28 protein-coding genes are annotated in these 26,477 nt (G+C 64.3%); 15 read left to right on the top strand and 13 right to left on the bottom strand.

Annotated elements, in window-relative coordinates; translation table 11 throughout:
- Positions 1 to 15: 15 nt before the first annotated feature.
- From FJ940_RS05725 to FJ940_RS05740, 4 genes are all read right to left on the bottom strand, one after another.
- Entirely contained in the window at positions 16 to 201 is a 186-nt protein-coding gene (locus tag FJ940_RS05725) for a hypothetical protein (RefSeq protein ID WP_140497980.1), read from the bottom strand.
- Between the two features lie 137 nt (positions 202 to 338).
- Entirely contained in the window at positions 339 to 1,202 is an 864-nt protein-coding gene (locus tag FJ940_RS05730; RefSeq protein ID WP_140514766.1) for a S49 family peptidase, read from the bottom strand.
- An 87-nt stretch (positions 1,203 to 1,289) separates the two neighbouring features.
- The gene (locus tag FJ940_RS05735) at positions 1,290 to 2,090 is read right to left on the bottom strand and encodes a methyltransferase (protein ID WP_140514767.1); all 801 of its coding nucleotides are present in this window, start codon (positions 2,088 to 2,090) and stop codon (positions 1,290 to 1,292) included.
- Entirely contained in the window at positions 2,090 to 2,314 is a 225-nt protein-coding gene (locus tag FJ940_RS05740; RefSeq protein WP_135901951.1) for a DUF2007 domain-containing protein, read from the bottom strand. Before FJ940_RS05740 ends, FJ940_RS05735 begins: the two co-directional genes overlap by 1 nt.
- A 165-nt stretch (positions 2,315 to 2,479) precedes the next feature.
- Here FJ940_RS05740 and FJ940_RS05745 point away from each other — a divergent pair, with 165 nt between their 5' ends.
- The 5 genes from FJ940_RS05745 (at position 2,480) to FJ940_RS05765 (ending at position 7,366) form a co-directional block, all read left to right on the top strand.
- Positions 2,480 to 3,496 (top strand): polyprenyl synthetase family protein, encoded by a 1,017-nt coding sequence (locus FJ940_RS05745; protein WP_140497986.1) that lies wholly within the window; start codon positions 2,480 to 2,482, stop codon positions 3,494 to 3,496.
- Positions 3,497 to 3,602: 106 nt separating this feature from the next.
- Entirely contained in the window at positions 3,603 to 4,271 is a 669-nt protein-coding gene (locus tag FJ940_RS05750; RefSeq protein ID WP_140547324.1) for a GntR family transcriptional regulator, read from the top strand.
- A gap of 105 nt (positions 4,272 to 4,376) precedes the next feature.
- Positions 4,377 to 4,958, top strand: a complete 582-nt coding sequence (locus FJ940_RS05755; protein WP_140547325.1) for a biotin transporter BioY — start codon at positions 4,377 to 4,379, stop codon at positions 4,956 to 4,958.
- Between the two features lie 8 nt (positions 4,959 to 4,966).
- Positions 4,967 to 5,434: a DUF1284 domain-containing protein gene (locus tag FJ940_RS05760; protein WP_140564279.1), complete on the top strand. Its 468-nt coding sequence runs from the start codon at positions 4,967 to 4,969 to the stop codon at positions 5,432 to 5,434.
- Between the two features lie 159 nt (positions 5,435 to 5,593).
- Positions 5,594 to 7,366, top strand: coding sequence for a tetratricopeptide repeat protein (locus tag FJ940_RS05765; RefSeq protein ID WP_140564278.1), 1,773 nt, complete (start codon positions 5,594 to 5,596; stop codon positions 7,364 to 7,366).
- A 62-nt stretch (positions 7,367 to 7,428) separates the two neighbouring features.
- On the opposite strand, the gene FJ940_RS05770 is transcribed toward FJ940_RS05765, so the two are convergent.
- A complete protein-coding gene (locus FJ940_RS05770; protein WP_140498002.1) occupies positions 7,429 to 7,890 on the bottom strand; it encodes a GNAT family N-acetyltransferase in 462 nt (153 codons plus the stop codon).
- 210 nt (positions 7,891 to 8,100) lie between these two features.
- Between FJ940_RS05770 and FJ940_RS05775 the strand changes: the two genes are divergently transcribed.
- From FJ940_RS05775 to glyS, 3 genes are all read left to right on the top strand, one after another.
- A complete protein-coding gene (locus FJ940_RS05775) occupies positions 8,101 to 9,021 on the top strand; it encodes a glycine--tRNA ligase subunit alpha (protein ID WP_181165179.1) in 921 nt (306 codons plus the stop codon).
- A 129-nt stretch (positions 9,022 to 9,150) separates the two neighbouring features.
- Positions 9,151 to 9,825 carry a DUF559 domain-containing protein gene (locus tag FJ940_RS28685; protein WP_246670982.1) on the top strand — a complete coding sequence of 225 codons (675 nt, stop codon included), beginning with the start codon at positions 9,151 to 9,153 and terminating at the stop codon, positions 9,823 to 9,825.
- A gap of 194 nt (positions 9,826 to 10,019) precedes the next feature.
- Positions 10,020 to 12,320 carry a glycine--tRNA ligase subunit beta gene (gene glyS / locus FJ940_RS05790; protein ID WP_140655724.1) on the top strand — a complete coding sequence of 767 codons (2,301 nt, stop codon included), beginning with the start codon at positions 10,020 to 10,022 and terminating at the stop codon, positions 12,318 to 12,320.
- Positions 12,321 to 12,407: 87 nt separating this feature from the next.
- Here the strand turns inward: glyS and FJ940_RS05795 are convergent, their stop codons facing one another.
- Positions 12,408 to 12,857, bottom strand: a complete 450-nt coding sequence (locus tag FJ940_RS05795) for a hypothetical protein (RefSeq protein WP_140559365.1) — start codon at positions 12,855 to 12,857, stop codon at positions 12,408 to 12,410.
- 162 nt (positions 12,858 to 13,019) lie between these two features.
- Between FJ940_RS05795 and FJ940_RS05800 the strand changes: the two genes are divergently transcribed.
- From FJ940_RS05800 to FJ940_RS05810, 3 genes are all read left to right on the top strand, one after another.
- Entirely contained in the window at positions 13,020 to 13,994 is a 975-nt protein-coding gene (locus FJ940_RS05800) for an L-threonylcarbamoyladenylate synthase (RefSeq protein ID WP_181171741.1), read from the top strand.
- A gap of 10 nt (positions 13,995 to 14,004) precedes the next feature.
- On the top strand, positions 14,005 to 15,435 hold the full coding sequence (locus FJ940_RS05805; protein WP_140558224.1) for an FAD-binding oxidoreductase: 1,431 nt from the start codon (positions 14,005 to 14,007) through the stop codon (positions 15,433 to 15,435).
- A 182-nt stretch (positions 15,436 to 15,617) separates the two neighbouring features.
- Entirely contained in the window at positions 15,618 to 16,184 is a 567-nt protein-coding gene (locus tag FJ940_RS05810) for a DUF6101 family protein (RefSeq protein ID WP_140498020.1), read from the top strand.
- Positions 16,185 to 16,259: 75 nt separating this feature from the next.
- Here FJ940_RS05810 and ubiA read toward each other — a convergent pair whose 3' ends face one another.
- Together ubiA and FJ940_RS05820 are read right to left on the bottom strand one after the other, a co-directional pair.
- A complete protein-coding gene (ubiA, locus tag FJ940_RS05815; protein ID WP_140685264.1) occupies positions 16,260 to 17,243 on the bottom strand; it encodes a 4-hydroxybenzoate octaprenyltransferase in 984 nt (327 codons plus the stop codon).
- A gap of 68 nt (positions 17,244 to 17,311) precedes the next feature.
- Positions 17,312 to 18,223 carry a LysR family transcriptional regulator gene (locus FJ940_RS05820; RefSeq protein ID WP_140655730.1) on the bottom strand — a complete coding sequence of 304 codons (912 nt, stop codon included), beginning with the start codon at positions 18,221 to 18,223 and terminating at the stop codon, positions 17,312 to 17,314.
- A gap of 91 nt (positions 18,224 to 18,314) precedes the next feature.
- Here FJ940_RS05820 and FJ940_RS05825 point away from each other — a divergent pair, with 91 nt between their 5' ends.
- Entirely contained in the window at positions 18,315 to 19,136 is an 822-nt protein-coding gene (locus FJ940_RS05825) for a phytanoyl-CoA dioxygenase family protein (RefSeq protein WP_140655733.1), read from the top strand.
- Positions 19,137 to 19,294: 158 nt separating this feature from the next.
- Positions 19,295 to 20,578, top strand: a complete 1,284-nt coding sequence (gene purD / locus FJ940_RS05830) for a phosphoribosylamine--glycine ligase (RefSeq protein ID WP_140520820.1) — start codon at positions 19,295 to 19,297, stop codon at positions 20,576 to 20,578.
- Between the two features lie 24 nt (positions 20,579 to 20,602).
- On the opposite strand, the gene FJ940_RS05835 is transcribed toward purD, so the two are convergent.
- The 4 genes from FJ940_RS05835 to FJ940_RS28690 form a co-directional block, all read right to left on the bottom strand.
- Positions 20,603 to 21,718 (bottom strand): glycoside hydrolase family 25 protein, encoded by a 1,116-nt coding sequence (locus tag FJ940_RS05835; RefSeq protein WP_140655735.1) that lies wholly within the window; start codon positions 21,716 to 21,718, stop codon positions 20,603 to 20,605.
- 127 nt (positions 21,719 to 21,845) lie between these two features.
- Positions 21,846 to 22,337 carry a GNAT family N-acetyltransferase gene (locus tag FJ940_RS05840; RefSeq protein ID WP_224617669.1) on the bottom strand — a complete coding sequence of 164 codons (492 nt, stop codon included), beginning with the start codon at positions 22,335 to 22,337 and terminating at the stop codon, positions 21,846 to 21,848.
- A gap of 8 nt (positions 22,338 to 22,345) precedes the next feature.
- Complete coding sequence (locus tag FJ940_RS05845) at positions 22,346 to 22,633, bottom strand: DUF1778 domain-containing protein (RefSeq protein ID WP_140498031.1); 288 nt, start codon at positions 22,631 to 22,633, stop codon at positions 22,346 to 22,348.
- Positions 22,634 to 22,671: 38 nt separating this feature from the next.
- The gene (locus tag FJ940_RS28690) at positions 22,672 to 22,920 is read right to left on the bottom strand and encodes a hypothetical protein (protein WP_140498033.1); all 249 of its coding nucleotides are present in this window, start codon (positions 22,918 to 22,920) and stop codon (positions 22,672 to 22,674) included.
- Between the two features lie 227 nt (positions 22,921 to 23,147).
- Between FJ940_RS28690 and FJ940_RS05855 the strand changes: the two genes are divergently transcribed.
- Together FJ940_RS05855 and FJ940_RS05860 are read left to right on the top strand one after the other, a co-directional pair.
- On the top strand, positions 23,148 to 24,917 hold the full coding sequence (locus FJ940_RS05855) for an acyl-CoA dehydrogenase (RefSeq protein ID WP_140559372.1): 1,770 nt from the start codon (positions 23,148 to 23,150) through the stop codon (positions 24,915 to 24,917).
- A gap of 19 nt (positions 24,918 to 24,936) precedes the next feature.
- Positions 24,937 to 25,686 (top strand): crotonase/enoyl-CoA hydratase family protein, encoded by a 750-nt coding sequence (locus tag FJ940_RS05860; protein ID WP_140655741.1) that lies wholly within the window; start codon positions 24,937 to 24,939, stop codon positions 25,684 to 25,686.
- 135 nt (positions 25,687 to 25,821) lie between these two features.
- On the opposite strand, the gene pdxH is transcribed toward FJ940_RS05860, so the two are convergent.
- A complete protein-coding gene (gene pdxH, locus FJ940_RS05865) occupies positions 25,822 to 26,439 on the bottom strand; it encodes a pyridoxamine 5'-phosphate oxidase (RefSeq protein WP_140498039.1) in 618 nt (205 codons plus the stop codon).
- Positions 26,440 to 26,477: the final 38 nt, after the last annotated feature.

Here is a 26,477-nt window from a genome sequence, read left to right on the forward strand (position 1 = left end):
CGAGTGAAATGAGGATCAGTCCTTGGCCAGCCGGTACTCGCCGGTCTTCGGATCCTTCACCAGCGTCCCCATCGCGCCGTTTGCCGTCTGCTTTTCGGTGCGCCGCACCTTGGCGGTTACACGCTCGGCCTCGCGGATGAAGGTGCGGTAGCCAAAATAAGCGGCGATCCCGACGACGGCGAAGAAAATGATCTGCGGCATATCAAAACTCCTCCCACGCTGGGCCGGCGAAGGGCGGCCGGTCGGGTCGGTTGGCGCATGTCGTCCAAAGGCGGTTTCTGGAGAAAAACGACATGCATGGAACTTCGAGGTTCATGCTAGACGGTTTTGCCGGGTTTTCAAAGCCCGAAGCGCGCCCACAAAGCGCGCTCTTGCGCCGCATCGATCACGCCCCCGGTGGCAGCGGCGGCAATATCGGGCGCCGAAAATCCCTTGCTCGAGCCGAACAGCCCGAAGCGGCCGAACAAACCGCGCGGCGCCGAGATCAGCTTGAGTTGGGTTTTCGCCCCGAACCGCGTCTTGAGCACGGATCGCATGTCGCCGAGCGCATCGACAAGCCCAAGCTCCAGGCCGCGCTTGCCGGTCCAGAACAGGCCCGTGAACAGGTCGGGATCGTCCTTGAGCTTGGTGCCGCGCCGCTCCTTGACCAGATCGATGAAGGTTTCGTGCACTTCGAGCTGCAGCGCCTTCAGCCGTTCGATGTCTTCCTTTTTCTCGGGCTTGAATGGATCAAGCACCGACTTGTTCTGGCCAGCGGTGTGGACGCGGCGCTCGACGCCGATCTTCTTCATCAGCTCCGGGAAGCCGAACGAAGCCGAGACCACGCCGATCGAGCCGACGATGGACGACGGGTCGGCGAAAATCTCATCGCCGGCGACCGCGATCATGTAGCCGCCCGAGGCAGCGACGTCCTCGACGAAGACCAGCACCTTTCTGTTCTTCTCGGTCGCCAGGTCGCGGATACGCTTGAAGATCAGCCGCGACTGCACCGGCGAGCCGCCGGGCGAATTGATGGAGATGGCGATGGCAGGCGCATCGAAGGAAAACGCCTTTTCGATCAGCCCGGCGGTGGAGGCAAGCGACAGGCTGGGACGGAACGGGCCGCCGCCCGCCAGGATGGTGCCGTGCAACCGGATAACCGGAATGGTGACGACCGTGGAACGCCAGGATTTCGGCAGCAGGCGGTTGAAAAGGCGTTTCACTGAGGTCGATCTCCGCTCGATGGGTTGCCAGCATGTAGGAATTTCAAGGCCAACGGCAATGCCGCGGCCATCGCGGCCAGGTTGTGTTCAATCTCCGAACAAGGAGGCGAGGCCGTTGTTGATCATCTCCGTCCGTTCCGACGGGCCGTCGCCCGTCTGCGCGTGAAGCATCAAAGGCGGCCGAATAGCGAGTTTGCCGCGCGCCCCGAGCGTTGCCCTGACGATGATGCGGATCGCCGCGGCATCGGGGCGGGGATGCACGGCCAGCATCTCGGCGTCGCCGAAACGGCCCGCGATCGCATCGAGAAGCGAACCGAGTTGCTCGGGCCGCGCGATGACGGCAAGCCCGCCGCGCGGCCTGACCACTGCTGCGGCGCTGCGGATCCAGCCCTCTAACAGCCCGTCCTCCATGACATGCGCTTCCTTTCTCAAGCGCTCGGGCGTGGCGCGGTCCTGCGCGGCGTTGAAGGGCGGATTCATGATGACGAAATCGAAATCATTGTCGCCGAGGCCGGCCGCCGTCCTGGCGCGGCCCGAAAGCGCGACATTGGCGACGAGCACCGAAGCGCGGTCGACGAGGTGAGCGTTGCCGGGATGCGCGAGCGTGGCCGCGGCGAAAGCCGCCATTTCCGGCGCGCGTTCGACCAGCACGGCCCGGGCCGTCGGGCAGCGCGCCAGAACGGCAAGTGCCGCGGCACCGGCGCCGGCGCCGAAATCGGCGAGACGCCCGCCGAAGGAGGACGGCACGGCAGCCGCCAGCATCATGGCGTCCATGCCGGCGCGATGGCCGCCATGCTTGGGCTGCACCAGCCAGAACCGGCCGCGATGGAAGGCATCGACCGTGTGGGCTGGCGTGTCCGGGGCGAGGGCGGCTGGCGCGGCGGACATTATTTTTGGCGGATCTCGTTGGCGATGCCGGCATCCGTCAGGATGCGCCGCGCCGCGTCAGCCTTGTCGGCGTCGACCATGACGCGCCGCGGCAGGATGCCGAGCGAGCCGTCGAGCACGCTCATATTCTGGTCGGCCACGAAGCAGCCGATGCCGGCATCGCGCATCAGCGATTCGACGAAGGAGATGATGACCGCGTCGTTGGTGCGAATGAGCTCTATCATCGGACGAAACTCTCAGTTTGCCGCGTTCATGTAAACGCATGCGAGGCCCGAAACCAGAGAAGCCGCGCCAATTCGCCACTTGCCGTGGCCGCGTTCGCCGCCCTAGAGTCCGTAACGGAACTAAGGGTGCCGTCGCACGCGTTACATCAGACGGGAGAGTTTGTCGTGGGTGTCGTTCTCAACATCGAAAACGGAAAGCGGGAACCCGCCTCCATCAAGGATCTGATCGACCTGACGGCGGCCGACATGGGGCGCGTCAACGAATTGATCCTGTCGAAGGCCGGATCCGATGTCGAGATGATCCCGGAGGTCGCCAACCACTTGATCTCGTCGGGCGGCAAGCGGCTCAGGCCAATGCTGACGCTCGCCGCCGCACAGATGTTCGGCTATGCCGGCGAGGGCCACGTCAAGCTCGCCACATCGGTCGAGTTCATGCACACGGCGACGCTGCTCCACGACGACGTCGTTGACGAGAGCGGCATGCGACGCGGCAAGAAGACGGCCCGCATGATCTGGGGCAACCAGGCGAGCGTGCTGGTCGGCGACTTCCTGCTTGGCCAGGCATTCCGCATGATGGTCGATGTCGGTTCGCTGGAGGCGCTCGACATCCTGTCGAGCGCGGCCTCGATCATCGCCGAGGGCGAGGTCATGCAGCTTGCCGCCGCCAAGAACCTGGAGACCACCGAGGACGAGCATTTCGCCGTCATCAAGGCCAAGACCGCGGCCCTTTTCTCGGCTGCCGCCGAGGTCGGCCCCGTCATCGCCCAGGCGACGCGCAACGACCGCGCCGCCTTGCGCTCCTACGGCATGAATCTCGGGCTCGCCTTCCAGCTGATCGACGATGCGCTGGACTATGGCGGCACCAGCAAGGATCTGGGCAAGAATGTCGGCGACGATTTTCGCGAGGGCAAGGTGACGCTGCCGGTCATTCTCGCCTACCGGCGCGGCAGCAAGGCCGAGCGCACCTTCTGGAAGCGGGCCATCGAGGACAATGTCACCGATGACGCCGGCCTCGGAAAGGCGATCGGGCTGATGACCCACCACGGCGCGATCGCCGACACGATCGGGCGCGCCCGTCATTTCGGCGAGATCGCCCGCGACGCGCTGGCGCCGCTGGAGGCGACGCCGCAGAAATCGGCGCTGATCGACGTCATCGACTTCTGCATCAGCCGGGTGAACTGAGCCGCTGCCTTTCACGCAGCTCTCCTCTGGCTCGTGCTGGGGAGAAATCCGTGAATCCTTCTCCGCCGCCTCGACAAGCTGCCCGGCTGCAAATTATCTATAAAACATGGCAAAGGGCACGGACGACACCATCGCGGTGCGCATCGGCAAGGTTCTGGCGGATCGCATCATCTCGGGCGCGATCGAGCCGGGCGCCCGGTTGCGGCAGGACCATGTCGCCGAGGAGTTTAACACCAGCCATGTGCCCGTGCGCGAGGCCTTTCGCCGCCTCGAGGCGCAAGGCCTCGCCGTCAGCGAACCGCGCCGCGGCGTGCGCGTGGCGGCTTTCGACCTCGGCGAGGTCAAGGAGGTCGCCGAAATGCGGGCGGCGCTCGAAGTGCTGGCGCTGCGCCACGCGGCGCCGCATCTGACCTCCGCTATTCTCGATCGGGCCGAGGAGGCCAGCAAGGCCGGCGACAAATCCCTGGACGTCAGGTCGTGGGAAGAAGCCAACCGCGCCTTTCACCGGTTGATCCTGACGCCATGCGGCATGTCGCGTCTTCTCGCCACCATCGATGACCTGCACGCCGCAAGCGCCCGTTTCCTGTTCGCCGCATGGCGTTCGGAATGGGAGACCCGTACCGACCAGGACCACCGGGCGATATTGGCCGCCTTGCGGCAGGGCAACACCGAATCGGCCGCGGCGACATTGGGGCGGCACGTGCAATGGATTGGCCGCAAGCCGGTCAGGACAGCCTCCGGCACCACGCGAGAGGCCTTCGCGATCGTGGGCTAACCGCCTTGCGCAAGGCATGCCTTGCCATCGTCCGAAAATTGTGGCTTCGATAATAGATCGAAGGCAAAAATTATCTATAATTTTGGATCGACCAAGGGAGCCCCTATGACCGACATCGCGTTCTCGTCCGCAAAACCGTCCTTCAGCCCGCTCCGGCTTCAGGAGCGATCGCTCGGCTGGCAGGCGGGCGCCGTCGTGCTCGGCACCCTGTTCCTGGCGCTGTCCTCCTACATCCAGGTGCCGATGGTGCCGGTTCCGGTGACGATGCAGACCTTTGCCGTGACGCTGGTCGGCGCGCTCTACGGCTGGCGGCTGGGCGCGATCACCATCGCCGCCTGGCTGGCCGAGGGTGCGGTCGGCTTCCCGGTTCTGGCCGGCGGGGCTGCCGGCGTACAACATTTCATTGGCCCGACGGGCGGCTATCTCTTCGCCTTCCCGGTTGTCGGCGCACTGGTCGGCTGGCTGGCGGAGCGCGGCTGGAACGGCGGCAGGGTCGTGCTTGCCTTTGCCGCCATGCTGCTCGGCAACCTGCTGTGCCTAGCCCTTGGCACGGCGTGGCTCGCCGTCATCATCGGCGCCGAGAAGGCTGTTGCCTTCGGCTTCCTGCCGTTTGTCCTCGGTGGCCTGCTCAAGTCGGCGCTTGGCGCCGCCACGCTGATGGCGCTCCCGCGCGGCAAGGCGAAATAGCGCCAGCCGTGACGATAAGGCTGCGCGCTCATCACCTCCTTTGCCTGCTCACCTATGTGGGCAAGGGATACAGCCCCGCATTCACGGCCAACTACGACGGTATCGCGCAGCGCCTTGGCCGGGGCGAGGACATACTGGTCGTGTCCGGCCCGGACGACATCTGCGCACCGTTGCTGGATGAACAGGAGTCACATTGCCTGCGGGACAGCGCCGCCGAGCGGGACCGGCTTGCCGCCCACGATGCCGGCGCCTTGCTCGGGCGACCAATCCGGGCCGGTGCGCGCCTCGATCCCGGTGCGGACATGCTGGCGCGGATGCGGCAGGCCTTCTCGGCCGGCCTCACGCGCGAGGCCTGCCGAGGCTGTGAATGGAGCGGCCTGTGCAGCGCGGTGGCGTCAGGCGGATATCAGGGCGCGCGCCTGCGGCCCTCCGGTCTTCCGGGCACTCCTGACGCCGATGCGCCGGTTTCGGGCTGAAAGCCGTTCTTTGCCGGCATGGTTTGTTAATCGGGTGACCCGATTGTGAATTCGAGGCGGATTGAAGCGTGACCCCAAAAAGGCCATGCTTTTCTCCGAAAGATCGAATCTACGTCGATCCCGCTGACGCGGAGATGGCGCCTGGCTGAAAGGGATACGATGCAGCAGGGACGTGCGCGCTGGCTGACAAGGCTGGCACTTGTGACGGGCATGGCGATTTCGGCGCTGCCGGCCTATGCCAAGCAGACCACCGAACCGGTGAAGATCACATCTTTCTCGGGAGCCTATCTGGCTGCCCGGATCGCCGAGGGTGACAACGACCTGGATAGTGCCATTGCCTACTACAAGCAGGCCCTGGCCTTCGATCCAAGCGATACGGGCCTGCAGCAGAGTCTGATGCTGTCGCTGATCGCGCAAGGCCGCTTCGACGAATCCCTTGTCTATGCCGACAAGCTCAAGGAAGTTCCCGACGTCGAACGGTTCTCGCGCCTGGCGCTGGCGGTCGATTCCTTCCACAAGAAGGATTTTTCCAAGGCGCAGTATTGGTTGAAGCTGTCGCTGGAATCCGATCTCGACCGGCTGATCTCCGGCGTCATGTCCGGCTGGGCCCAAGAGGGCGCCGGCGACCCCAGCGAGGCGATGGCATCCATCGACAAGCTGCAGGGGCCGGACTGGTTCGGCCTGTTCAAATCCTTCCACCGCGCACTGATCGCCGACGCGTCCAACATGCCTGAGAAGGCCGACGCGATCTACGCCGCGACCATGCAGGACACCGCCGCCGGCAGCGCGGCTCCCGAAACATGGATGCGCAATGCGCAGGCCTATGCCTCGTTCCTGGCCCGCAAGGGCGACACGGCCAAGGCGGTATCGGTGCTCGACCAGGCCGAGGCGTTTTCGCCGGGCAAGCTGGAAATTGTCGCCTTGCGCGACAGGATCAGCAAGGGCGACAAGATCCCGCCCTTCATAGCCGGCCCATCCGACGGCGCCTCCGAGATATTGCTCGATCTGGCAACCGCGCTCAATCGCGGCGGCGGTGAGCCTTTCGTCAGGCTCTATCTGCAATATGCGCTGGCGCTGAAACCCGACAGCGATGCCGCCCTGGTGCAGCTTGCCGCCGTTTCCGAACAGCTGAAGGACGGCGAGGGGGCCATCGCGCTCTACCGACGGATACCGGATACCTCGCCGCTGAAGGAGCTTTCGGACTTACAGCTTGGCCTCAACCTGGCCGATCTCGATCGCCATGACGAGGCGATCACGCATCTGAAGGCCTTCGTCGATAAGCATCCCAACGACATGCGCGCCTATCTGGCGCTTGGTGGGGTCTATTCGTCGAAGGAGGATTTCCGTTCCGCCGCCAATCTCTACGACAAGGCCGTCGAGGCGCTGAAGACGCCGACCGCCGCCAACTGGAATATCTTCTACCAGCGGGGCATCGCCTATGAGCGGCTGAAGGAATGGCCGAAGGCCGAGCCGAATTTCCGCAAGGCGCTGGAATTGCAGCCCGACCAGCCGCAGGTGCTGAACTATCTCGGCTATTCCTGGGTCGACATGAATATGAACCTGAAGGAAGGCCTGGCGATGATACAGAAGGCCGTCGATCTCAGGCCGAGCGACGGTTACATCGTCGACTCGCTGGGCTGGGCCTATTTCCGCCTCGGCAGGTACGATGACGCGGTGCGCGAAATGGAACGCGCGGTGTCGCTGAAGCCGGAAGATCCGGTGCTGAACGACCATCTCGGCGACGCCTATTGGCGCGTCGGCCGCAAGCTGGAAGCCACCTTCCAGTGGAACCAGGCGCGCGACCTGAAGCCGGATCCCGACGTGCTTGCCGCCTTGCAGCAGAAGCTGATGAAGGGACTGCCGCCGATCGAGTCCAACACGGCGCAGGAAACCCCCAAGGTCAAGCCGGCACCGGCTGCGCCGAAGGGCTAAGATGAAATGATGTTGCTCGCGAACGGGGCCCTTGTCGGGCTCCGTTTTCGTTGGCAGCCGTGTCAGAACAGCTTGCGGTAGACGACGAAGCCCGAGCGTTCGCCGATCCTGTCGTAGAGCTTCATGGCGGTGTGATTGGTCTCGTGCGTCAGCCAGTAGACCCGGCCCGAACCGGCCGCCTGCGCCCGCTCGTAGACGCCCTCGATGAGAGCCCGGCCGATGCCCTTGCCGCGCAAGGTCTCGTCGGTGAAAAGATCCTGCAGATAGCAGTTCGGCGCGACCGCCGTGGTGCTGCGGTGGAAGAGGTAGTGCACGAGGCCGACGAGCCGTCCTTCACTTTCGGCAACCAGCGCATGCACCGGCTCATAGGCGTCGAAGAAGCGCGACCATGTCATGGCGGTGATCTCGCTTGCCAGCGCCGTCTCGCCCGAGCGCCCGTAAAACGCGTTGTAGCCGTCCCACAGCGGCAGCCATTGCGCGAAATCCTGGCGCGTGACCGGGCGGACGGTGATGGAGTTGGGCATGGCTGACCTGTTGTCTGGCGAGACGGAGTTGTGAGCGTTCACCAGAAGGCACGTGCTCATCGCCGGCAATGGGCCAGCCGCTCGCAAAGCTTTCGACATGCCTCGCGACGCCCGCGCCTTGCTTGACGCTTCGCCGCCGTGTCTCTAGGACGGGGCCGCAAGTCAGCCCTTGCAGCCGAGGCCACCGTGACGATTGAAATCCCCGCCCATATGCATCCCAGCCGCTCCTTTCAGGGGCTGATCCTGACTCTGCACAATTACTGGGCGGACTATGGCTGCGTGATCCTCCAGCCCTACGACATGGAGGTCGGTGCCGGCACCTTCCATCCGGCCACGACGCTGCGGGCGCTTGGACCGAGGCGCTGGAACGCCGCCTACGTCCAGCCTTCGCGCCGCCCCAAGGACGGCCGCTACGGAGAGAATCCGAACCGGCTGCAGCACTACTACCAGTATCAGGTGATCCTGAAGCCCAATCCGCCCAATCTGCAGGAGCTCTATCTCGGCTCTTTGGCGGCGATCGGCATCGACCCGCTGCTGCATGACATCCGCTTTGTCGAAGACGATTGGGAAAGCCCGACGCTGGGCGCCTGGGGCCTTGGCTGGGAATGCTGGTGCGACGGCATGGAGGTGTCGCAGTTCACCTACTTCCAGCAGGTCTGCGGCATCGAATGCGCGCCGGTTGCGGGCGAGCTCACTTATGGTCTGGAACGGCTGGCCATGTATGTGCAGGGCGTCGACAATGTCTACGACCTCAATTTCAACGGCCGCGACGGCGCCGACAAGGTCACCTACGGCGATGTCTTCCTGCAGGCCGAGCAGGAATATTCGCGTCACAATTTCGAATACGCCGACACGACGATGCTGCTGCGCCACTTCGACGATGCCGAGGCCGAATGCAAGGCACTGCTCGATGCCGGTGCGCCCGCATCGAACGACAATCTGCCTGTGCACCGCATGGTGTTTCCCGCCTACGACCAGTGCATCAAGGCCAGTCACGTCTTCAACCTGCTCGACGCGCGCGGCGTGATCTCCGTCACCGAGCGGCAGAGCTACATCCTGCGCGTGCGCAATCTGGCGAAAGCCTGTGGCGAGGCGTTCTTGAAGACGCAGGCCGGCGGATTGGCGGCCTGATCTCAGGCACCCTCCCTCATCAAATCGAGGGAAGCGTTGATCGGCGATAGAATATGGCCGCTCGGGCCGGCTATTATGCGCAATGCTTGGCGCACGCCCGGCATCGAGAAGGCGCCATGGGCCTGAGCGGTGAAGCAGGCGCTGAGCGCCAGGATTTGCAAAAGTCTGGATACCGTTTTCATGGTCGTTCAGCCAATAGCTCTCTGCCTGAGCGTGGGTCGCTTCAGCGCTGCGTTCGGTTCATGGAAATCTTTGATCCAAGGACGGGTGGGATCATCCCGTCCCGACAGGACGCCCAAAATTTCTGGAAAGGGTGACAGCGGCCAGCCGAGTTGCTATGGCCTCTTTACCTCCCCCTGGATGGGGGAGGTCGCCGCGAAGCGGCGGGTGGGGGTGACAGCGCGACTTCTCATGCCGAAACTCGATCGGTTCAAACTGCGGTCGGTGCAACGGCTTCGTGCGGCGATGACCGACGAAGAACGCACCTTGTGGCGGCACCTATGGCGCATCCCGGTGGAAAGGCACTCATTTCGCAAGCAGGCGTCGGTCGGTATTTACTTCCCTGATTTCATCTCGCACCGCCTGAAGCTGATCGTCGAGGTGGACGGCGCTCACCACAGTTTCGATCGTCAGCAACGACACGACGAAATTCGGACAAAATGGTTCGAAAGTCAGGGCTATCGTGTCATCCGTTTCTGGAACCACGAAATCAAAAACGAACTGGATTCCGTGCTCGATACGATCTATGCGGCGGTGGAAGAACGAAAATCAGACCTTCGCCCGTCAGACGCCGAAGGCGCTTGAGATTGAGACGCCGCCACCCCACCCTGGCGCTGACGCGCCGACCCTCCCCATCGAGGGGAGGGTGAGGAGCTATCCATGCCTGACCTGCTTCTAGAACTTCGCTCCGAGGAAATCCCGGCCCAGCCGCGCGCCCGCAGCGCCGGAGGCGCGAGGACGCGCGAACAGGAAAATGGCATGCGGGCGGAGACACTCTGATGCCGGATCTTTTGCTCGAACTTCGCTCCGAGGAAATCCCGGCCCGCATGCAGCGCAAGGCGGCGGGCGATCTGAGGAAGATGCTGACCGACGGCCTGGTCGAGGCAGGGCTGACCTACGAGGCGGCGCGCGAGTACTGGACACCGCGGCGACTGGCGCTCGACATCAGGGGCCTGACCGCGCGCTCGAAGGATATCCGCGAGGAGATCAAGGGGCCGTCGACGACGGCGCCGGAACAGGCGGTCCAGGGCTTCCTGCGCAAGGCCGGGCTTTCCTCGGTCGCCGAGGCACACGTCCATTCCGACCCGAAGAAAGGCGATTTCTACGTCGCCCATGTCTCGAAGCCGGGCAGGGCGGCGGAAGAGATCATCGCCGGACTGGTGCCTGACATCATCCGCAATTTCCCGTGGCCGAAATCGATGCGTTGGGGGCCGGCCTCGGCCAAGCCCGGCTCGCTGCGCTGGGTACGGCCGCTGCAATCGATCCTGTGCACCTTCGGTCCGGAAACCGAGGAGCCGGTCGTGGTCGATTTCGAGATCGACGGCATCCGTTCGGGCAATGTCACTTACGGCCACCGCTTTCACGCGCCCGGCGAAATCACCGTGCGCCGCTTCGACGATTATGTAAGCAAGCTGGAAGCGGCCAAGGTCGTGCTCGACGCCGACCGGCGCAAGGAGATCATCCTTGCCGATGCCCGCAACCTCGCTTTCGCCAACGGGCTGGATCTGGTCGAGGACGAGGGGCTTCTGGAAGAGGTGTCCGGGCTGGTGGAATGGCCTGTCGTGCTGATGGGCGCGTTCGAAGACGCTTTCCTGGCCATTCCGGCCGAGGTGATCCGCCTGACCATCCGCGCCAACCAGAAGTGCTTTGTGACATCGCGCCCAATCTCCCCCCTCGAGGGGGAGATGTCGGCGAAGCCGACAGAGGGGGGCGGCACGACGGGACGCGACTCCCTTTCGCACACAGAGGACGCCGGCGCTCCACGTGAGACGACCCCCTCTGCCCTGCCGGGCATCTCCCCCTCAAGGGGGGAGATCAGCGAACTTTCCAACCGCTTCATCCTCACCGCCAACATCGAGGCGAGCGACGGCGGCAAGGAGATCGCCCAGGGCAACGGCAAGGTGGTGCGCGCGCGCCTCTCCGACGCGCTCTATTTCTGGACGACCGACCAGGGCGATCTGCCCGATCTCGCCGAGCTCGAGGCGTCGGCGAGAAAGTTCGGGCTTGACCTGAAGAAGCCTCTCGACCAGCGCATCGCGCGCCTCGACCACCTCAATGTGACCTTCCATGCCAAGCTTGGCACGCAGGGCGCGCGCGTGGAGCGGATCAGGCGATTGGCGGAGGAACTGGCGCCGCTCGTCGGCGCCGATCCCGCGCTCGCCGCTCGCGCCGCGGTTCTCGCCAAGGCCGATCTGACCACCGAAGTGGTCGGCGAGTTTCCCGAATTGCAGGGCGCCATGGGCCGCAAATACGCGTTGCTCCAGGGCGAGCATCCGTCCGTGGCGGCAGCCATCGAAGAGCACTACAAACCGCAGGGGCCGTCCGATTACGTGCCGAGCGATCCGGTGTCGATCGCCGTCGCGCTCGCCGACAAGCTGGATACGCTTGTCGGCTTCTGGGCCATCGATGAAAAACCGACCGGCTCGAAGGATCCTTACGCGCTGCGCCGCGCTGCGCTCGGCGTGGTGAGGATTTTGGTCGAGAACCGCATTCGACTGGGGCTGACGACGATCTTCGGCAGCGCCTCCATGAATTACACGGTTGGCAGTACGGATCAGGTCCGAGACCTCCTCGCCTTCTTCCACGACCGCCTGAAAGTCTACCTGCGCGATCAGGGCGCTCGCCACGACCTGATCGACGCTGTCATCACGCCGCAGTCGGATGACCTGCTGCAGATCGTACGCCGCGTCGAGGCGCTCGGCACTTTCCTCGACACCGAGAACGGCAAGAACCTGCTTGCCGGCACCAAGCGCGCGGCCAATATTTTGGCTGCCGAGGAGAAGAAGAAAACGGCGATCGCCGAAACCGTCGAGCCCGCGCTGTTCCGCGAGGATGCCGAGAAATCGCTGTTCGCGGCGGTGAATCAGGCCGAGAAGCAAGCCGGCGAAGCGATTCAAAACGAAGACTTTTCCGCCGCCATGCTGGCGCTTAGCGTTTTGCGCGAACCGGTTGATTCATTCTTTGAACGCGTTCTCGTGAATGATGAGGATCAGGCCGTGCGCGCCAATCGATTGGCGCTGCTCGCCCGCATCCGCGCGGCCACCGACCAGGTTGCGGATTTCTCCAAGATCGCGGGCTAGAGACTTCAGGCGGCGACACTCGTCCACGGCGCAAAAGCGGCCTGTCCGGCAATGGTGCCGGACGCCGGACCGACGTCAAGACAGCCGCTACTTGAGCTTGCCGACTCCAGGGACGGGCTGCTGCGCTGCCGCCGCCGGCGCGGCTGCCGGTGATGTCGCCGGGGTCTTCTGCCCATTCGCCGCCGGTGCCGTCGAAGCGGTGGCGGTTGCAGGGGCAGTGGCCGGCACCTTGGCCTGCGTGGGCGTCGAGAAGGCGCTGCCGACGATACCGCCGCGAATGATCATCGGGTTTTGCAGGAAGCCGTGCCGCGCCTCAGGCGCGTTCGGGATCGCCGCCACCTTTTCATAGGTGACGTCAGGGTCGCCGAGTGCGGTGACCGACCGCGTATCGCCTGCCTGGGCAGCGTCGGCTGCCTCCAGCGTGACAATGGACGGCGTTGCGGACGGCGCTCCGGGAAAGACCAGTGACGAGGCCTGGGCCCCGCCGGCCATCGCCGCCAGAGTGACACCCAGCGTTCCCCAAATACGCACAGACACGATGAAAGCTCCCCATTACCCGGAAGCCCCACGATAGCGGGTCGGAATTGATGCCGGCTTTCGCGGAACCGTAGCATTTTAGGGATTGTTAAATCGCCAAGGGCCGGGCTTGCCCCTTGGACGCCATCGTACTACGCAGCCGGCATTCGTGAGGTGACCAGAGTGGCTGAAATTCTTGCCGTCGGCGAGGCGATGGAACGGGCATTGGCGCTGCTTGAAAGCGGCGAGGTGGTCGCCATTCCGACCGAGACCGTCTATGGGCTCGCCGGCGACGCCACCAACGGCATCGGCGTGGCGCGCATCTTCGAGGCCAAGGGGCGGCCGCGCTTCAACCCTCTGATCGCCCATATCGCCGATATGGAGATGGCCGAGCGCATCGCTGTGTTCGATCCGCTGTCGAGGAAATTGGCGCTTGCGTTCTGGCCAGGTCCTTTGACGCTGGTGCTGCCGCAGCGGCCCGGCAACGGCACCCATCCTTTGGTCACCGCCGGGCTCGACACGATCGCCTTGCGCATGCCGAGGGGCTTTGGCGGCGACCTGATTGCAAGGCTCGGCCGGCCGCTTGCGGCCCCCAGCGCCAATTCCTCCGGCAGGATCAGCGCGACGACGGCGCAAGCCGTGGCGGCTGATCTCGGCGCACGCATAAAGCTGGTCGTCGATGGCGGGGCGACGCCGGTCGGGCTGGAATCGACCATCGTCAAGGCCGAAGAGGGAAAATTGCGTCTGCTGAGGCCCGGCGGGATTGCCGCCCAGGAAATCGAGGCGGTCGTCGGCATGGAGTTGTTGCGCGGCGCCGACGCCGGTGTCGAGGCGCCGGGCATGCTTGCCTCGCACTATGCGCCTGACGCCGCGGTGCGGCTCAACGCCGGGACCGTCGGCGAAGGCGAGGCGCTGCTGGCCTTCGGCAAACGTCGCGCTGAAGGCTGGCAAAACGCGGCCGCCTGCCTCAATCTGTCCCAGGCTGGCGACCTGCGCGAAGCGGCGAGCAATCTTTTCGCCTACATGCAGGAACTCGATCGCAGCGGCGCGCGGATCATCGCCGTCGAACCCGTTCCCTTCGACGGGCTCGGCGAAGCGATCAACGATCGGCTTTCGCGGGCCGCCGCGCCGCGTGACAATAGCTTGCCGCCAACATAGTTTCGCGCACATGACCGACATCGCCGAGATTCCCGACACCGCTCTCATCGACCGCTTCGCGGCGATCGTCGGTGAGAAATACGCGCTGCGCGACCAGCGCGATATAGCACCCTACATCACCGAACGGCGCGGGCTGTGGCATGGCGCGACATCGCTTGTGCTGCGGCCAGGCAGTGTGGAGGAGGTCAGCCGGATCATGCGGCTGGCGACCGAGACGGCAACGCCGGTCGTGCCGCAAAGCGGCAATACCGGGCTGGTCGGCGCCCAGGTGCCGGACAACTCCGGCCGCGAGATCGTGCTGTCCCTGTCGCGGCTGAACCGCATCCGCGAGATCGATGTCTTGTCCAACACCGTGACGGCGGAGGCCGGCGTCATCTTGCAGACGTTGCAGGAAGCGGCCGATGCCGCCGACCGGCTGTTTCCGCTGTCGCTGGCCGCGCAGGGCTCCTGCCAGATCGGCGGCAACCTTTCCTCCAATGCCGGCGGCACCGGCGTGCTGGCCTATGGCAATGCGCGCGAGCTTTGCCTTGGCGTCGAGGTGGTGCTGCCGACGGGCGAAGTGTTCGACGATCTGCGCAAGCTGAAGAAGGACAATACCGGCTACGACCTCAAGAACCTGTTCGTCGGCGCCGAAGGCACGCTCGGCATCATCACGGCCGCGGTGCTGAAACTGTTCCCGAAGCCGAAAGGTCGCGAGGTCGCGTTCGTCGGCCTGCCGTCGGCCGCGGCGGCGCTGTCGCTGTTCAGCCTGGCGACGGACCGCGCCGGCGCCGCGCTCACCGCCTTCGAACTGATCGGCAAGCGGCCCTACGATTTCACGCTGGCGCATGCCCAGGGCGTGGTGCGGCCGCTGGCGCAGGATTGGCCGTGGTATGTGCTGATGCAGATCTCGTCCGGCCGTTCACCGGAAGATGCCAGGGCCTTGATCGAGGACGTGCTCGGGGCCGGGCTGGAACAGGAAGTCGTCGGCGATGCGGTGATCGCGGCCAGCCTTGCGCAAGGCGATGCCTTCTGGAATTTTCGCGAGGTGCTGCCCGACGCGCAGAAGCCCGAGGGCGCCTCGATCAAGCATGACATTTCGGTCCCGGTGGCATCGATCCCACGTTTCATCGAAGAGGCCGCCGGCGCGGTGGCTTCGGTCAGCCCCGGAGCGCGCGTGGTCTGCTTCGGCCATATGGGCGACGGCAATCTCCACTATAACATCTCGCGGCCAGTCGACGGCGACGACCAGGCGTTCCTCGATCTCTACCACCCCATGAACAAGGCCGTGCACGACGTCGTGCGCTCCTTCCACGGCTCGATCTCGGCCGAGCACGGCATCGGCCAGTTGAAGCGGGACGAACTGATCGCCACCGCCCCGCCGATGGCGATCGACCTGATGCGCAGGGTCAAGCAGGCCTTCGACCCGGCCGGCATCATGAATCCTGGTAAGGTTATCTGATCCTTTCGGATTCAAGCGCTCGGTCGCATTCCGATAACCATCCCCGTGATCAGCAAAATTTAACCGACTTTCTTAAGCGCGGCGGTAAGGAGGCCGCGCTACTGTTTCCCCATAACGAGGCCGGGAAAACTGGCCCGGAGAGAACCGGACACCGGCTCTCAGGAGAAACAGGAAGGCATTCAATGAACACTGGACTGAAGCCAGTCTGGGCGGGACGCAACATGCGCCTCGACCCATTCCGCCTGCCGCAGGTGGTAAGCTACGCCACGCGCGACGACTATGGCGACGTGACCTTCACCATCGACCACCGTGGCGCCGTGATCCGCCGCCTGCTCGAGATGAGCGGCGTACCGGCAATCATCGCTCTGCCCGCCAATGCGTTCCGCGGCGTTGCCGCCCGCGCGATGGAGGACCCGGAAGGTAACGTCACGGTGACTTTGGAACTCCTGCACAATGATCCGATGCTGTCGGTGCCGCTGCTGGTGGCCGACGATCTCGACGACGTCGCCGCCGACTGGCGCGCCTGGGCCGACGCCTATCGCCTGCCGATGCTGTTGATCGAATCGGACGGCATCGCCCGCACGCTGGAGGAATCGCTCGGCGCCGCCATCAAGACGCTGCCGCCGCAGGACCGCCGCAAGGGCCGCGTTTCGACCATGCGCCGCCCGCGCTTCCTCGCCCGCCGCAGGGCGGGTGACCTCGGTCTCAGGCTGGTGATCGGCGGCGAGGAGATCATCGCGCGCGAATAGGCTGAAATTCTGTCTGGAAGGCTGGCGCCGGCTAGCGCCACCTTCTCTCCGTAAACGGGGAGAAGGAAAAGAAAACTACACCAGTGGCTTCAGCGCCACCCACAGCGCGCCGCCGATGAGGCCGAGGAAGATCAGCCAGCCGACCTGGTTGTTCGACCTGAACAGCCGCAGGCATTGATCCGGATTGTCGATATCCAGCACCAGGATCTGCCGCGCCATGTGGGCGCCGGCGGCGATAAGTCCGGCCAGAGCCACGACAGGGGCCTGCGCTGACGCGAAGGCGATGGCGAAGCAGACAAGCGCGCCGCCGTAAAGCCCGGCCAGCCACGACTTGGTATTGTCGCCGAACAGGCGCGCGGTCGAGCGTACGCCGACGATGGCGTCGTCTTCCTTGTCCTGGTGCGCATAGATCGTGTCGTAGCCGATCACCCACAGGATCGAGCCGAGATAGAGCATGACGGCCGGCCCGTCGAGGTCGCCGAACTCAACCGCCCATCCCATCAGCGCGCCCCAGGAAAAGGCAAGGCCGAGAACCAGTTGCGGCCAGTTGGTGATCCGCTTCATGAATGGATAGATGGCGACGATGGCCAGCGAGCAGACGCCGAGCAGGACGGCGAAGCTGTTGAACTGCAAGAGCACGGCAAGTCCGACCAGTGCCTGCAGGATGACAAACAGCCACGCCCCACGCCGCGTGACCTTGCCCGACGGAAGCGGCCGCGAGCGCGTGCGCTCGACCTGATTGTCGATGTCTTCGTCAGCCAAGTCGTTGTAGGTGCAGCCGGCGCCGCGCATGGCGATGGCGCCGGCCAGGAACAGCACGAGATACAAGGGCGCCGGCAGCAGCGAAGGCAGCGGATCGCCCGGGCGCGGATAGGCGCTGGCCGCGAGAGCCGCGGACCACCAGCACGGCCACAGAAGCAACTGCCAGCCGATCGGCCTGTCCCATCGGGCAAGCTGCGCGTAGGGCCATATCGGCCGCGGCAGCACGCGGTACACCCAATGGCCGTTCGGCGCGTCGGCGACGCGGCCCTGGGCTGCTTTCGACTGAACCGTTTCCATGACGATGGAGTGGCAGCAGCCGCGCAAACCGTCAAGCGGCGAGCAGGGCAGTGGCATTCGTCAGCGCTTCAGGAGGCGAAGATGTCGCGGGTGGAGAACCAGCCCTTTGCCACGTCGATGAAGGCCAGCACGGCATTGGGCAGGCGCTGATGCGTGTCATGGGTGAGGATGATGCGCTGCATGGGCAGCGGATCGGAAAGCGGTTTGCAGACGAGAGGCAAGCCGTCATAGCTGCGGTCGCCATGCGGCCTCGTGTAGCTGACGGCGACGCCGAAGCCGTTGGCCACCATGCTGCGCTGGAGTTCGAACGAGCTTGTCTGCCTGTCGGCGACCGGCGACAGGCCACGGCTGCGGAACAGGTCCAGCATGTGCTGCCAGCTATGCGGCTGGTCCGTCGTGATCAGCGGATAGGCGGCCAGATCGGCCAGGCTGACATCGGGACGATCCGCCAGCGCGTGTCCAGCCGGCAAAAGCGCGTGCGGCCTGAGCTCATGCAGCAGGATGCGGGCGAAATGCGAAGGCAGCCCAAGATCATAGGTGAGCCCGAGGTCGACGGCGGCATCGCCGAGGCGCCGCCCGAGCGTCTCGAAGGTCTCGTCGCGCACGATCACTGCAACCTCAGGATGGCGTTCCGAGAAGGCGCGGATCAGGGCCGGCGCGAAATAAGGCGCCAGATCTTCGAAGCATCCGAGCACCAGTTCGCCCCCGAGCGCCGACTTGCGCGAGCCGAGACCGATGAGCTCGTCCGTCTCGGCAAGGACCTGTTTCGCCTTGGCCACCACGGCGCGGCCGAAGGATGTCAGCGAAACGCCGCTTCCGCGCTGGCGCACGAAGAGTTTCTGGCCGAAATCCTGTTCGACCGCGTCGATCGCCACCGAAATGGACGGCTGTGAGACGTTCAGCGCCCTGGCCGCGCCGGTAACGCTGCCCTGGCGAGCGACGGCAACCAGATAGCGCAGCTGCGTTAGGGTCAGACTCATAGAGTGGCACTATGTGACAGATGAGAAGTTATTATTTTACTGAATGAAAGAGGCTTGCGATAGTGGCATCGATCCCTGAAAGGAGAATGCCATGGCTTCCCAGACCGCACCTCGCGCGATCGACACAGGCTTGATCGATGCGCGGACAATAGCGGATTACCAGCGCGACGGCGCTGTCTGCATCCGCGGCGCTTTCAAGGACTGGGTCGAAACGATCGCCGCCGGCATCGAGCGCAACATGCAAAACCGCAGCGCCACCGCGTCGGATATCGCCAATGGGCGAGGCAGCTTCTTCGACGACTACTGCAACTGGGAACGCATTCCAGAATTCGTCAAGCTGGTGGGCGAATCGCCGGCGGCTGAACTGGCGGCCGCGGTGATGCGGTCGCGCACGGCGCAGTTCTTCCACGATCATGTCCTTGTCAAGGAACCGGGCACGCAGAAGCCGACGCCCTGGCATCAGGACATCCCCTATTATTTCGTCGACGGCCGGCAGACGGTGAGCTTCTGGATCCCTATCGACCCTGTAAAGGAGGCAACGCTGCGGCTGATTGCCGGCTCGCACAAATGGGACAAGATGATCCTGCCGGTGCGCTGGCTCGACGACAGCAATTTCTATGCCGACGAGGGCGACTACCTGCCGGTGCCGGATCCAGACACGGACCCCTCGCTGGAGGTGCTTGAATGGGAAATGGAGCCGGGCGATGCCATCCTGTTCGATTTCAGGACCGCGCATGGCGCGCGCGGCAACCTGACCGCGGCGCGGCGGCGTGCGCTATCGCTGCGCTGGGTTGGTGACGACGCCCACTATGTCGAACGGCCGGGGCGCACCTCGCCGCCCTATCATGGCCATGGCATGCAGCCGGGGCAGAAGCTGCGCGAGGACTGGTTCCCGATCGTCTTCCAGGGCTGAGGCGCTTGCCCGAAATCGGCGGCGGAGGACGCCGCCGATTTTCTGGCAGGGGTAACGTTCCCGTGCGCAATTTCGACCAAATCGCCCGGATGCCTTGACCCGTCGTCCAGAGAGCAATAGCGGGTTCTTTGGAAGATTACAGGCATCAAGAGGTGGCCATGAACGTTCTTCTTCTCGGCTCCGGCGGCCGCGAACATGCGCTCGCCTGGAAGATCGCCGCGTCGCCGTTGCTGACCAAGCTCTATGCTGCGCCCGGCAATCCTGGCATCGGCCGCGAGGCGGAGCTGGTCAAGCTCGACATCGCCGATCATTCCGCTGTCGCCGCCTTCTGCAAGGACAAGCAGATCGACCTCGTCGTGGTTGGGCCGGAAGGGCCGCTGGTGGCCGGCATATCAGACGATCTGCGCGGCTGGGGCATCCGCGTCTTTGGCCCGTCGCGTGCGGCGGCGCGGCTCGAAGGATCGAAGGGCTTCACCAAGGATCTCTGCGCCAGATATGACATCCCCACCGCCACCTATGGCCGTTTCTCAGACCTGGCATCGGCCAAGGCCTATGTCGAGAAGATGGGCACGCCGATTGTCATCAAGGCCGATGGCCTTGCCGCGGGCAAGGGCGTCACGGTCGCAATGACGATGGATGAGGCGCTGGCCGCGCTCGACGCCTGTTTCGACGGCTCTTTCGGCACGGCCGGCGCGGAAGTGGTGATCGAGGAGTTTCTGACCGGCGAGGAGGCCAGCTTCTTCTGCCTGTGCGACGGCACTACAGCACTGCCCTTCGGCACCGCGCAGGATCACAAACGCGTCGGCGACGGTGATGTCGGCCCCAACACCGGCGGCATGGGCGCCTATTCGCCGGCCCCGGTAATGACGCCGCAGATGGTAGAGCGCACCATGCGCGAGATCATCGAACCGACCATGCGCGGCATGGCTTTAACGGGTGCCTCCTTCGCCGGCATTCTCTTCGCCGGGCTGATGATAACGGACGAAGGGCCGAAGCTGATCGAATACAACACCCGCTTCGGCGACCCCGAATGCCAGGTGCTGATGATGCGGCTGAAGGACGACCTGCTGGTGCTGCTCAATGCCGCCGTCGATGGCCAGCTCGCGCACATATCGGCGCGCTGGAGCGACGAGGCGGCACTGACCGTCGTCATGGCCGCGAGGGGCTATCCCGGCACGCCCGAAAAAGGCTCGGTCATTCGCGGGCTCGATGAGGCTGCCAGCGAAGGCGCCCAGATTTTCCATGCCGGCACCGCCATCAATGGCGGTGCGCTGGTCGCCAATGGCGGTCGCGTCTTGAACGTCACCGCGGTCGGCGCGACTGTCGGCGAGGCGCAGGAGAAGGCCTATGCCGCGCTCGACCGTATCGACTGGCCGCAGGGCTTCTGCCGCCGCGACATTGGCTGGCAGGCCGTGGCGCGCGAAGCGGCAGGAGCAAGCTGACCGCAAGGATCCTGTCGCGCGCTTTCAGCGTTTGCCGCGGTCGGGTTCGGTAGAAGCGGTGCTCACCGGGTCCGCCGCCGCAGCGAAGGCGGCGTCGAGTTGCGCTGGGGTACGCTGCCCGGTGCGCTTCCAGGAGACATATTGGACGATGCCGAAGATCGGCCGCCGCAGCACCGTCTTCACGACAGGCATGCGGAACCCGTCGCGGAATTTCGACCAGCGCGAACCAAGCACCGCGACCATTTCCCCGAAACTCGGTGGCGTCGCCACATCGGCGTAGATGAGAGTGGTCTTGCCGGCCAAAGCGGCTTCGCGCGAGAGCGGCACCGGTACGCTGGCGAGATAATCCGCCGGCACGTCGATCAGCCCGCCGAACGGCCATTGCTGGCGCAGCGTGGCGGCATCTGTCGGCGCGACGTTGACGTCGATGTCGTCGGGCGTGCCGGCTACCCTGTAGGGGCACCGGAAGCGGCCGCAATTGGCCTGCGCCGAAAACTGCCAGAGCGCATAGCCTTGCCAGTTGCCGATGGGAAAATGCACGTCGATGTCAGGCTTGTAGCGCGCGTACCAGAGCGGCAGCCGCGACAGCAGCCGGTATTTGTAGCTGTTGTCGGCGATATACTGGGCGGTCTTGCCATTGGTGTAGAGTACCGGGAAGCGGCCGATGCGCCGATGCACCTGGCGCACGAACGCCTCGGCGTCGTCGAGCGACATCCATTGCGCGGGATCAATGCCTTCGATGTCGAGGGCCATGAGGTCGTCCGGCGCGGGATCGGCGAAATCGAGGAAATTATTGGCCTGCTCGACCGGATTGCCGGGGCGGGCGAGGTGATAGGCGCCCCATTTCAGGCCGAGGGCCTTGGCGACCACCTTGCGCGTCTGGAACAGTTCGCGCGTCACCGCATGGCGTTTCCACAGTGCCTTGCAGAGTTTGACCTCGGTATCGTCTCCGGAGCAGGAATAGGGCGGCGACATGCCATCGGAGGCTTTGTTGATGAAGCCGACGACGCGCTTGTCCGTGGCAAGCTGCGCCCAGTCGATGGAATTGTATTCGTAAGCATCGACGACAAGCGCCCGGTCGGCACTTTTCCACGGCTCGGAGAAATCCGAGACCCTTGCCGCCGTTGTCAGCGCCATCATCGCCGCGAGAGCGATCGCTGGGCGGCGAAGAAGATGCGCCGTTCTCTTCAAACAGGAATCCCCGTTGATCAAAGGCAAATCCTGGACCGCTATGGTTAAGGATTCGCTTTCAAGGCAATGCGGTCCGTCAGCCGAACAGCTTCAACGCCGTCGCTACTGATAGGAACAGCGACAACCGCCGGTCTTGAAATGGCCTGAAACCATATTTGCAATAGAAGGCGGCGGCCATGTCGTCCTTTGCGTCGACGATCAGTGCGAAGGAAGCAGGAGCAGCTTGGGCGCAGCGCCGAAGTGCATCCACGATCAGTATCGATCCTACTCTTTTTCCCTGATATCGGGTATCAACTGCCAACCTTCCGATCAATATGGCGGGCAGGACCGGGTAACGCGGTACGCGTCTTGTCAGGTCTTCCGGCAGAGAAGTGATGGGCACATTTGACGCTGCAAGAGTGTAGTATCCGGCAATGAGATCGACATCACGGTCCGCGGCGACAAAGCAGTTGCTAACTCGGCGTTTGACGTCCTGGCTTGCCAACTCGTGTAGATATTGGCCGAGTGCCAGCACGCCACAGCTGAATGTCTTACGATCATACGATCCGCCCAGCGGCTCGATGATCAAGCCTAGACTCACCGGGATTCGACGACAACTCGCTTGTAGGCGTCGGCGGCTTTGCGCAGCGCTTCATTAGGTTCGGGCGGATTGAGAATGGCCTCTACCAGAGCGAGCTGATCCTCGATGGACAGGCGGATGATAGCGATCTCCTCAATGGTGCGTTGTGCAGCTTCCTGCGCTGCGGAGACCACGAAGTCGCTGACGCTGCGGCCCTGGATTTCGGCGGCACGTTTCACCACACCCAGCATATCCGGGGATATCCGAGCTTCGAGACGGGAGGTACGGGTCAGTTGGTTTGTCATTTCGATCACCTCTAGCACGGTATGTACGGGAATACATATCAAGTGCGACGGTCAGCGCGGCCGAATGGCTGAACTTCAAACGGATCCGGCGCGGGCTGTTGCGGCAGCGTGCCTTCGGCCGCGCGTTTGCGATGATGGGCGAGCGAGCATTTCGGCGAGCACAATATACCGCGATCCGACCAATAGGCGGCGCCGTTTTCCAATTCACCGTGATAGTATGAGAACCCCGCCGCCCGGTAGGGCAGGCCGCACTCGATACAACGGTAGGCGTCAGGTCTGGCAAGCATGAGTTGGTTTCCAGTCGGCTGGTTCTGGTCTGTTGCCGGTCGATTTTGACCCGGCGTCCATCGCATTTAATACGAGCCGGCGCGATTACAAAATCAGCGTGACAAAATTTGACGTTTACGTAAAAAGAAGATGGGCGATCGCCCAAAGGCGAATACGGTGTGTGGCAAGCAGGTCCCACTCAGGTCCTAGGATCAGCCTGGCCGATGCATCAGGAGGAGCGAGCGGCATGTATCTGGCACCGGTCGAGGACATCGCGTTCACCCTCAAGCATGTGGCCGGCCTGAAGCCTGCCCTCGATGACGGCACGTTCGGCGATCTCGGCGAGGATCTCGTCGACGCCGTTCTTAGCGAGGCCGGCCGCTTCGCCACCGAAGAGGTCGCGCCGCTCTACAAGATCGGCGACGAGCACGGCGCGGTGCTGAAGGACGCGGCAGTGACCATGCCGCCGGGCTGGAAGGAACTTTATCGCCGCTGGATCGACGGCGGCTGGAACGCGCTCTCCGGCCCGGAAGGATATGGCGGGCAGGCGCTTCCGACCATGCTCGGCGTCGCCGCGCTCGAAATGTGGAATTCCGCCGCCATGGCCTTCGGCATTGGCCCGACGCTGACCATGGGTGCGGTCGAGGCGCTCGACAAGCACGCTTCGGAAGAGCTCAAGGCCAAGTATCTCGCAAAGCTCGTCTCCGGCGAGTGGATGGGCACGATGAACCTGACTGAGCCGCAGGCCGGCTCGGACCTCGCTGCCTTGCGCACGCGCGCCGAACCGGCCCGCGACGGCACCTACCGCATCTTCGGCCAGAAGATATTCATCACCTATGGCGAGCATGATCTCACCGACAATATCGTCCATCTGGTACTGGCGCGGCTGCCTGACGCGCCTGCGGGCACGCGCGGCATCTCGCTCTTCCTGGTGCCGAAATTCCTGGTCGGCGCGGACGGCTCGCCTGGCGCACGCAACGACGTCTTCTGTTCGGGCCTCGAGCACAAGCTCGGCATCCATGCCTCGCCGACCTGCACCATGATCTATGGCGACGGTTTTCAGGGCGCCAAGCCCGGCGCCATCGGATGGCTGATCGGCGAGGAGAACAAGGGGCTGGCCTGCATGTTCACCATGATGAACAATGCCCGCCTCGCCGTCGGCATGCAGGGCGTGGCGGTCGCGGAAGCCGCGACCCAGAAGGCGATTGCCTATGCCAATGAGCGCCGCCAGGGCAAGGCGGCGGATTACGCCGGTGCCGGCATGGCGCCGATCGTCCATCACCCCGACGTGCAGCGCAATCTCCTGACCATGAAGGCGCTGACGCAGATCGCGCGGGCGATCAGCTATTCCTGTGCCCATGCCATCGACCTGGCGCGCGTATCGTCTGGTGACCAGGCGGCGCATTGGCGCGACCGGGCCAACCTGTTGACGCCGCTTGCCAAGGCTTTTTCGACCGATATCGGCGTCGAGGTCGCCTCGCTTGGCGTCCAGGTCCATGGCGGCATGGGTTTCATCGAGGAGACGGGGGCTGCGGCACTCTATCGCGACGCCCGCATCGCGCCGATCTACGAGGGCACCAACGGCATCCAGGCGATCGATCTGGTGACCCGAAAACTGCCGCTCGGCGGCGGCGAGCATGTGCACGGCTTCATCGCCGAGCTTGCCGCTGTCGCCAGCGCCGTGCGGACATCGAATCTCGAAGGGTTTGGCCATACGGCCGATGCTCTCGACCGCGGGCTCGACGATCTGACGCAAGCGACACGTTTCCTGCAAAAACTGTCGGCCGATGGCCGGACTGGCGAGGCGCTTGCCGGCGCGACACCCTATCTCCGGCTGGTCTCGCTTGCAGCCGGCGGCGCCTACTTGGCGCGGGGCGCCGTTGCCGATCACGGCCGCGTCGCCCTTTGCCGCTTTTTCGCCGAAAACCTGCTCGGCGAGACAAGTGCCTTGAAGGAGCGCGTTGTCGACGGCGCCGCAAGCCTCGCCGCTGCCGGCAAGACATTGATTTCCGCCTGACGTTCACAAGGAAAGAACCGTGACAGACCATATCCTCGTCGAGCGCCAGGGCGCCATGCAGATCATCCGCATAAACCGCCCGGACAAGAAGAACGCGCTGACGCGCGCCATGTACGCCAAGATGTCGCAAACCTTGGCCGAAGGGGATGCGGATCCGGCAATTCGCGTCCATGTCTTTCTCGGCGTGCCCGGTGCCTTCTCCTCCGGCAACGACCTCGCCGATTTCATGGTCGTCGCGACTGGCGGCGAAGGCGGCACGGAAGTCTGGGATTTCCTGACGGCGCTGGCCAGGGTCGCAAAACCCATCGTCTCCGGTGTCGACGGCATCGCGGTCGGCATCGGCACCACGCTCAATTTGCACTGCGACCTGACCTTCGCCACGCCGCGCACCGTGTTCAGGACACCCTTCGTCGACCTCGGCCTTGTGCCCGAAGCGGGATCGAGCCTGCTGGCGCCGCGCATCCTGGGCCAGCAGGGCGCGTTCGCGCTGCTCGGCCTTGGCGAAGGCTTCTCGGCCGAACGCGCCAAGGCCGCTGGTCTGATCTACGAAGTTGTCGAGGAAGGAGCGCTGGAGGCGTCGGTTCTGGCGGCCGCCGGCCAGATCGCCGCCAAGCCGCCGCAGGCGCTCAGGATCGCGCGCGACCTGATGCGCGGCTCTCGCGAGGACCTCGTCGCCCGCATCAACGTGGAAAGCGAGCATTTTCGCGAGCGGCTGAAATCGGACGAAGCCCGCGCTGCACTGACGGCATTCATGACCAGAAAAAAATAGTTCGGCCCCCGCCTCCCTTAGATGGGGAGGTCGGCCCGCAGGGTGGGGTGGAGCGCCGACCTATCCCGCGTGCCTCGGTCGCCACTGGCCAGCCCGGGCTAGGCGCAGTGAGGATGTCGGCGCTAGTTTACAAACTCAGGGATAAAGCCGCGTCTTCTCCCAACCGCCCCCGGCATTGCGCGAAAACACCACGCGGTCATGCAGCCGAAACGGTCTGTCGTGCCAGAACTCGATCGTCTTCGGCACGATGCGGAAACCCGACCAGTGTTTTGGGCGCGGAATCTCGCCGATGGCGTAGCGGGCCGTGTATTCGGCCACCGCCTTTTCCAGCGCGAACCGGCTTTCCAGCGGCCGCGACTGTTTCGAGGCCCAGGCGCCGATGCGGCTGCCGCGCGGCCGTGTCGCGTAATAGGCGTCGGCTTCGGCATCGCTGACGATCTCCACCGGCCCGCGCACGCGCACCTGGCGGCGCAGCGATTTCCAGTGGAAGCACATCGCCGCCTTCATGCTGCCTAGGATCTCCCGGCCCTTGGCGCTTTCGAAATTCGTGTAGAACACAAAGCCGCTCTCATCGAACCCCTTGAGCAGCACCATCCGCACATCCGGCATGCCCTCGGCATCGACGGTTGCCAACGCCACGCCGTTGGGGTCGTTCATTTCGCTTTTGGTGGCGTCGTCCAGCCATGCGGCAAAAAGGCGAAACGGCTCGGCGGCCTCGGTAAAGTCACCGCTTGTTAACTCAGTCTCACTCATAGTTTTTCTCAAATTTTCATCAAACAGGGGAGGTTGCC

It is taken from the genome of Mesorhizobium sp. B2-3-7, assembly GCF_006442695.1.
Taxonomy (GTDB): domain Bacteria; phylum Pseudomonadota; class Alphaproteobacteria; order Rhizobiales; family Rhizobiaceae; genus Mesorhizobium.

Bases quoted from the DNA above. Each gene is read 5' to 3' on its own strand.
- purD (WP_140520820.1), top strand. From the start codon at position 19,295: ATGAACGTTCTTCTTCTCGGCTCCGGCGGCCGCGAACATGCGCTCGCC.
- FJ940_RS05775 (WP_181165179.1), top strand. From the start codon at position 8,101: ATGCATCCCAGCCGCTCCTTTCAGGGGCTGATCCTGACTCTGCACAAT.
- FJ940_RS05825 (WP_140655733.1), top strand. From the start codon at position 18,315: ATGGCTTCCCAGACCGCACCTCGCGCGATCGACACAGGCTTGATCGAT.
- FJ940_RS05725 (WP_140497980.1), bottom strand. From the start codon at position 201: ATGCCGCAGATCATTTTCTTCGCCGTCGTCGGGATCGCCGCTTATTTT.
- FJ940_RS05835 (WP_140655735.1), bottom strand. From the start codon at position 21,718: ATGATGGCGCTGACAACGGCGGCAAGGGTCTCGGATTTCTCCGAGCCG.
- FJ940_RS05845 (WP_140498031.1), bottom strand. From the start codon at position 22,633: ATGACAAACCAACTGACCCGTACCTCCCGTCTCGAAGCTCGGATATCC.
- FJ940_RS05750 (WP_140547324.1), top strand. From the start codon at position 3,603: ATGGCAAAGGGCACGGACGACACCATCGCGGTGCGCATCGGCAAGGTT.
- FJ940_RS05740 (WP_135901951.1), bottom strand. From the start codon at position 2,314: ATGATAGAGCTCATTCGCACCAACGACGCGGTCATCATCTCCTTCGTC.
- FJ940_RS05820 (WP_140655730.1), bottom strand. From the start codon at position 18,223: ATGAGTCTGACCCTAACGCAGCTGCGCTATCTGGTTGCCGTCGCTCGC.
- pdxH (WP_140498039.1), bottom strand. From the start codon at position 26,439: ATGAGTGAGACTGAGTTAACAAGCGGTGACTTTACCGAGGCCGCCGAG.
- FJ940_RS05735 (WP_140514767.1), bottom strand. From the start codon at position 2,090: ATGTCCGCCGCGCCAGCCGCCCTCGCCCCGGACACGCCAGCCCACACG.
- FJ940_RS05805 (WP_140558224.1), top strand. From the start codon at position 14,005: ATGACCGACATCGCCGAGATTCCCGACACCGCTCTCATCGACCGCTTC.
- FJ940_RS05855 (WP_140559372.1), top strand. From the start codon at position 23,148: ATGTATCTGGCACCGGTCGAGGACATCGCGTTCACCCTCAAGCATGTG.
- FJ940_RS05810 (WP_140498020.1), top strand. From the start codon at position 15,618: ATGAACACTGGACTGAAGCCAGTCTGGGCGGGACGCAACATGCGCCTC.
- FJ940_RS28690 (WP_140498033.1), bottom strand. From the start codon at position 22,920: ATGCTTGCCAGACCTGACGCCTACCGTTGTATCGAGTGCGGCCTGCCC.
- FJ940_RS05770 (WP_140498002.1), bottom strand. From the start codon at position 7,890: ATGCCCAACTCCATCACCGTCCGCCCGGTCACGCGCCAGGATTTCGCG.
- FJ940_RS05755 (WP_140547325.1), top strand. From the start codon at position 4,377: ATGACCGACATCGCGTTCTCGTCCGCAAAACCGTCCTTCAGCCCGCTC.
- FJ940_RS05765 (WP_140564278.1), top strand. From the start codon at position 5,594: ATGCAGCAGGGACGTGCGCGCTGGCTGACAAGGCTGGCACTTGTGACG.
- ubiA (WP_140685264.1), bottom strand. From the start codon at position 17,243: ATGGAAACGGTTCAGTCGAAAGCAGCCCAGGGCCGCGTCGCCGACGCG.
- glyS (WP_140655724.1), top strand. From the start codon at position 10,020: ATGCCGGATCTTTTGCTCGAACTTCGCTCCGAGGAAATCCCGGCCCGC.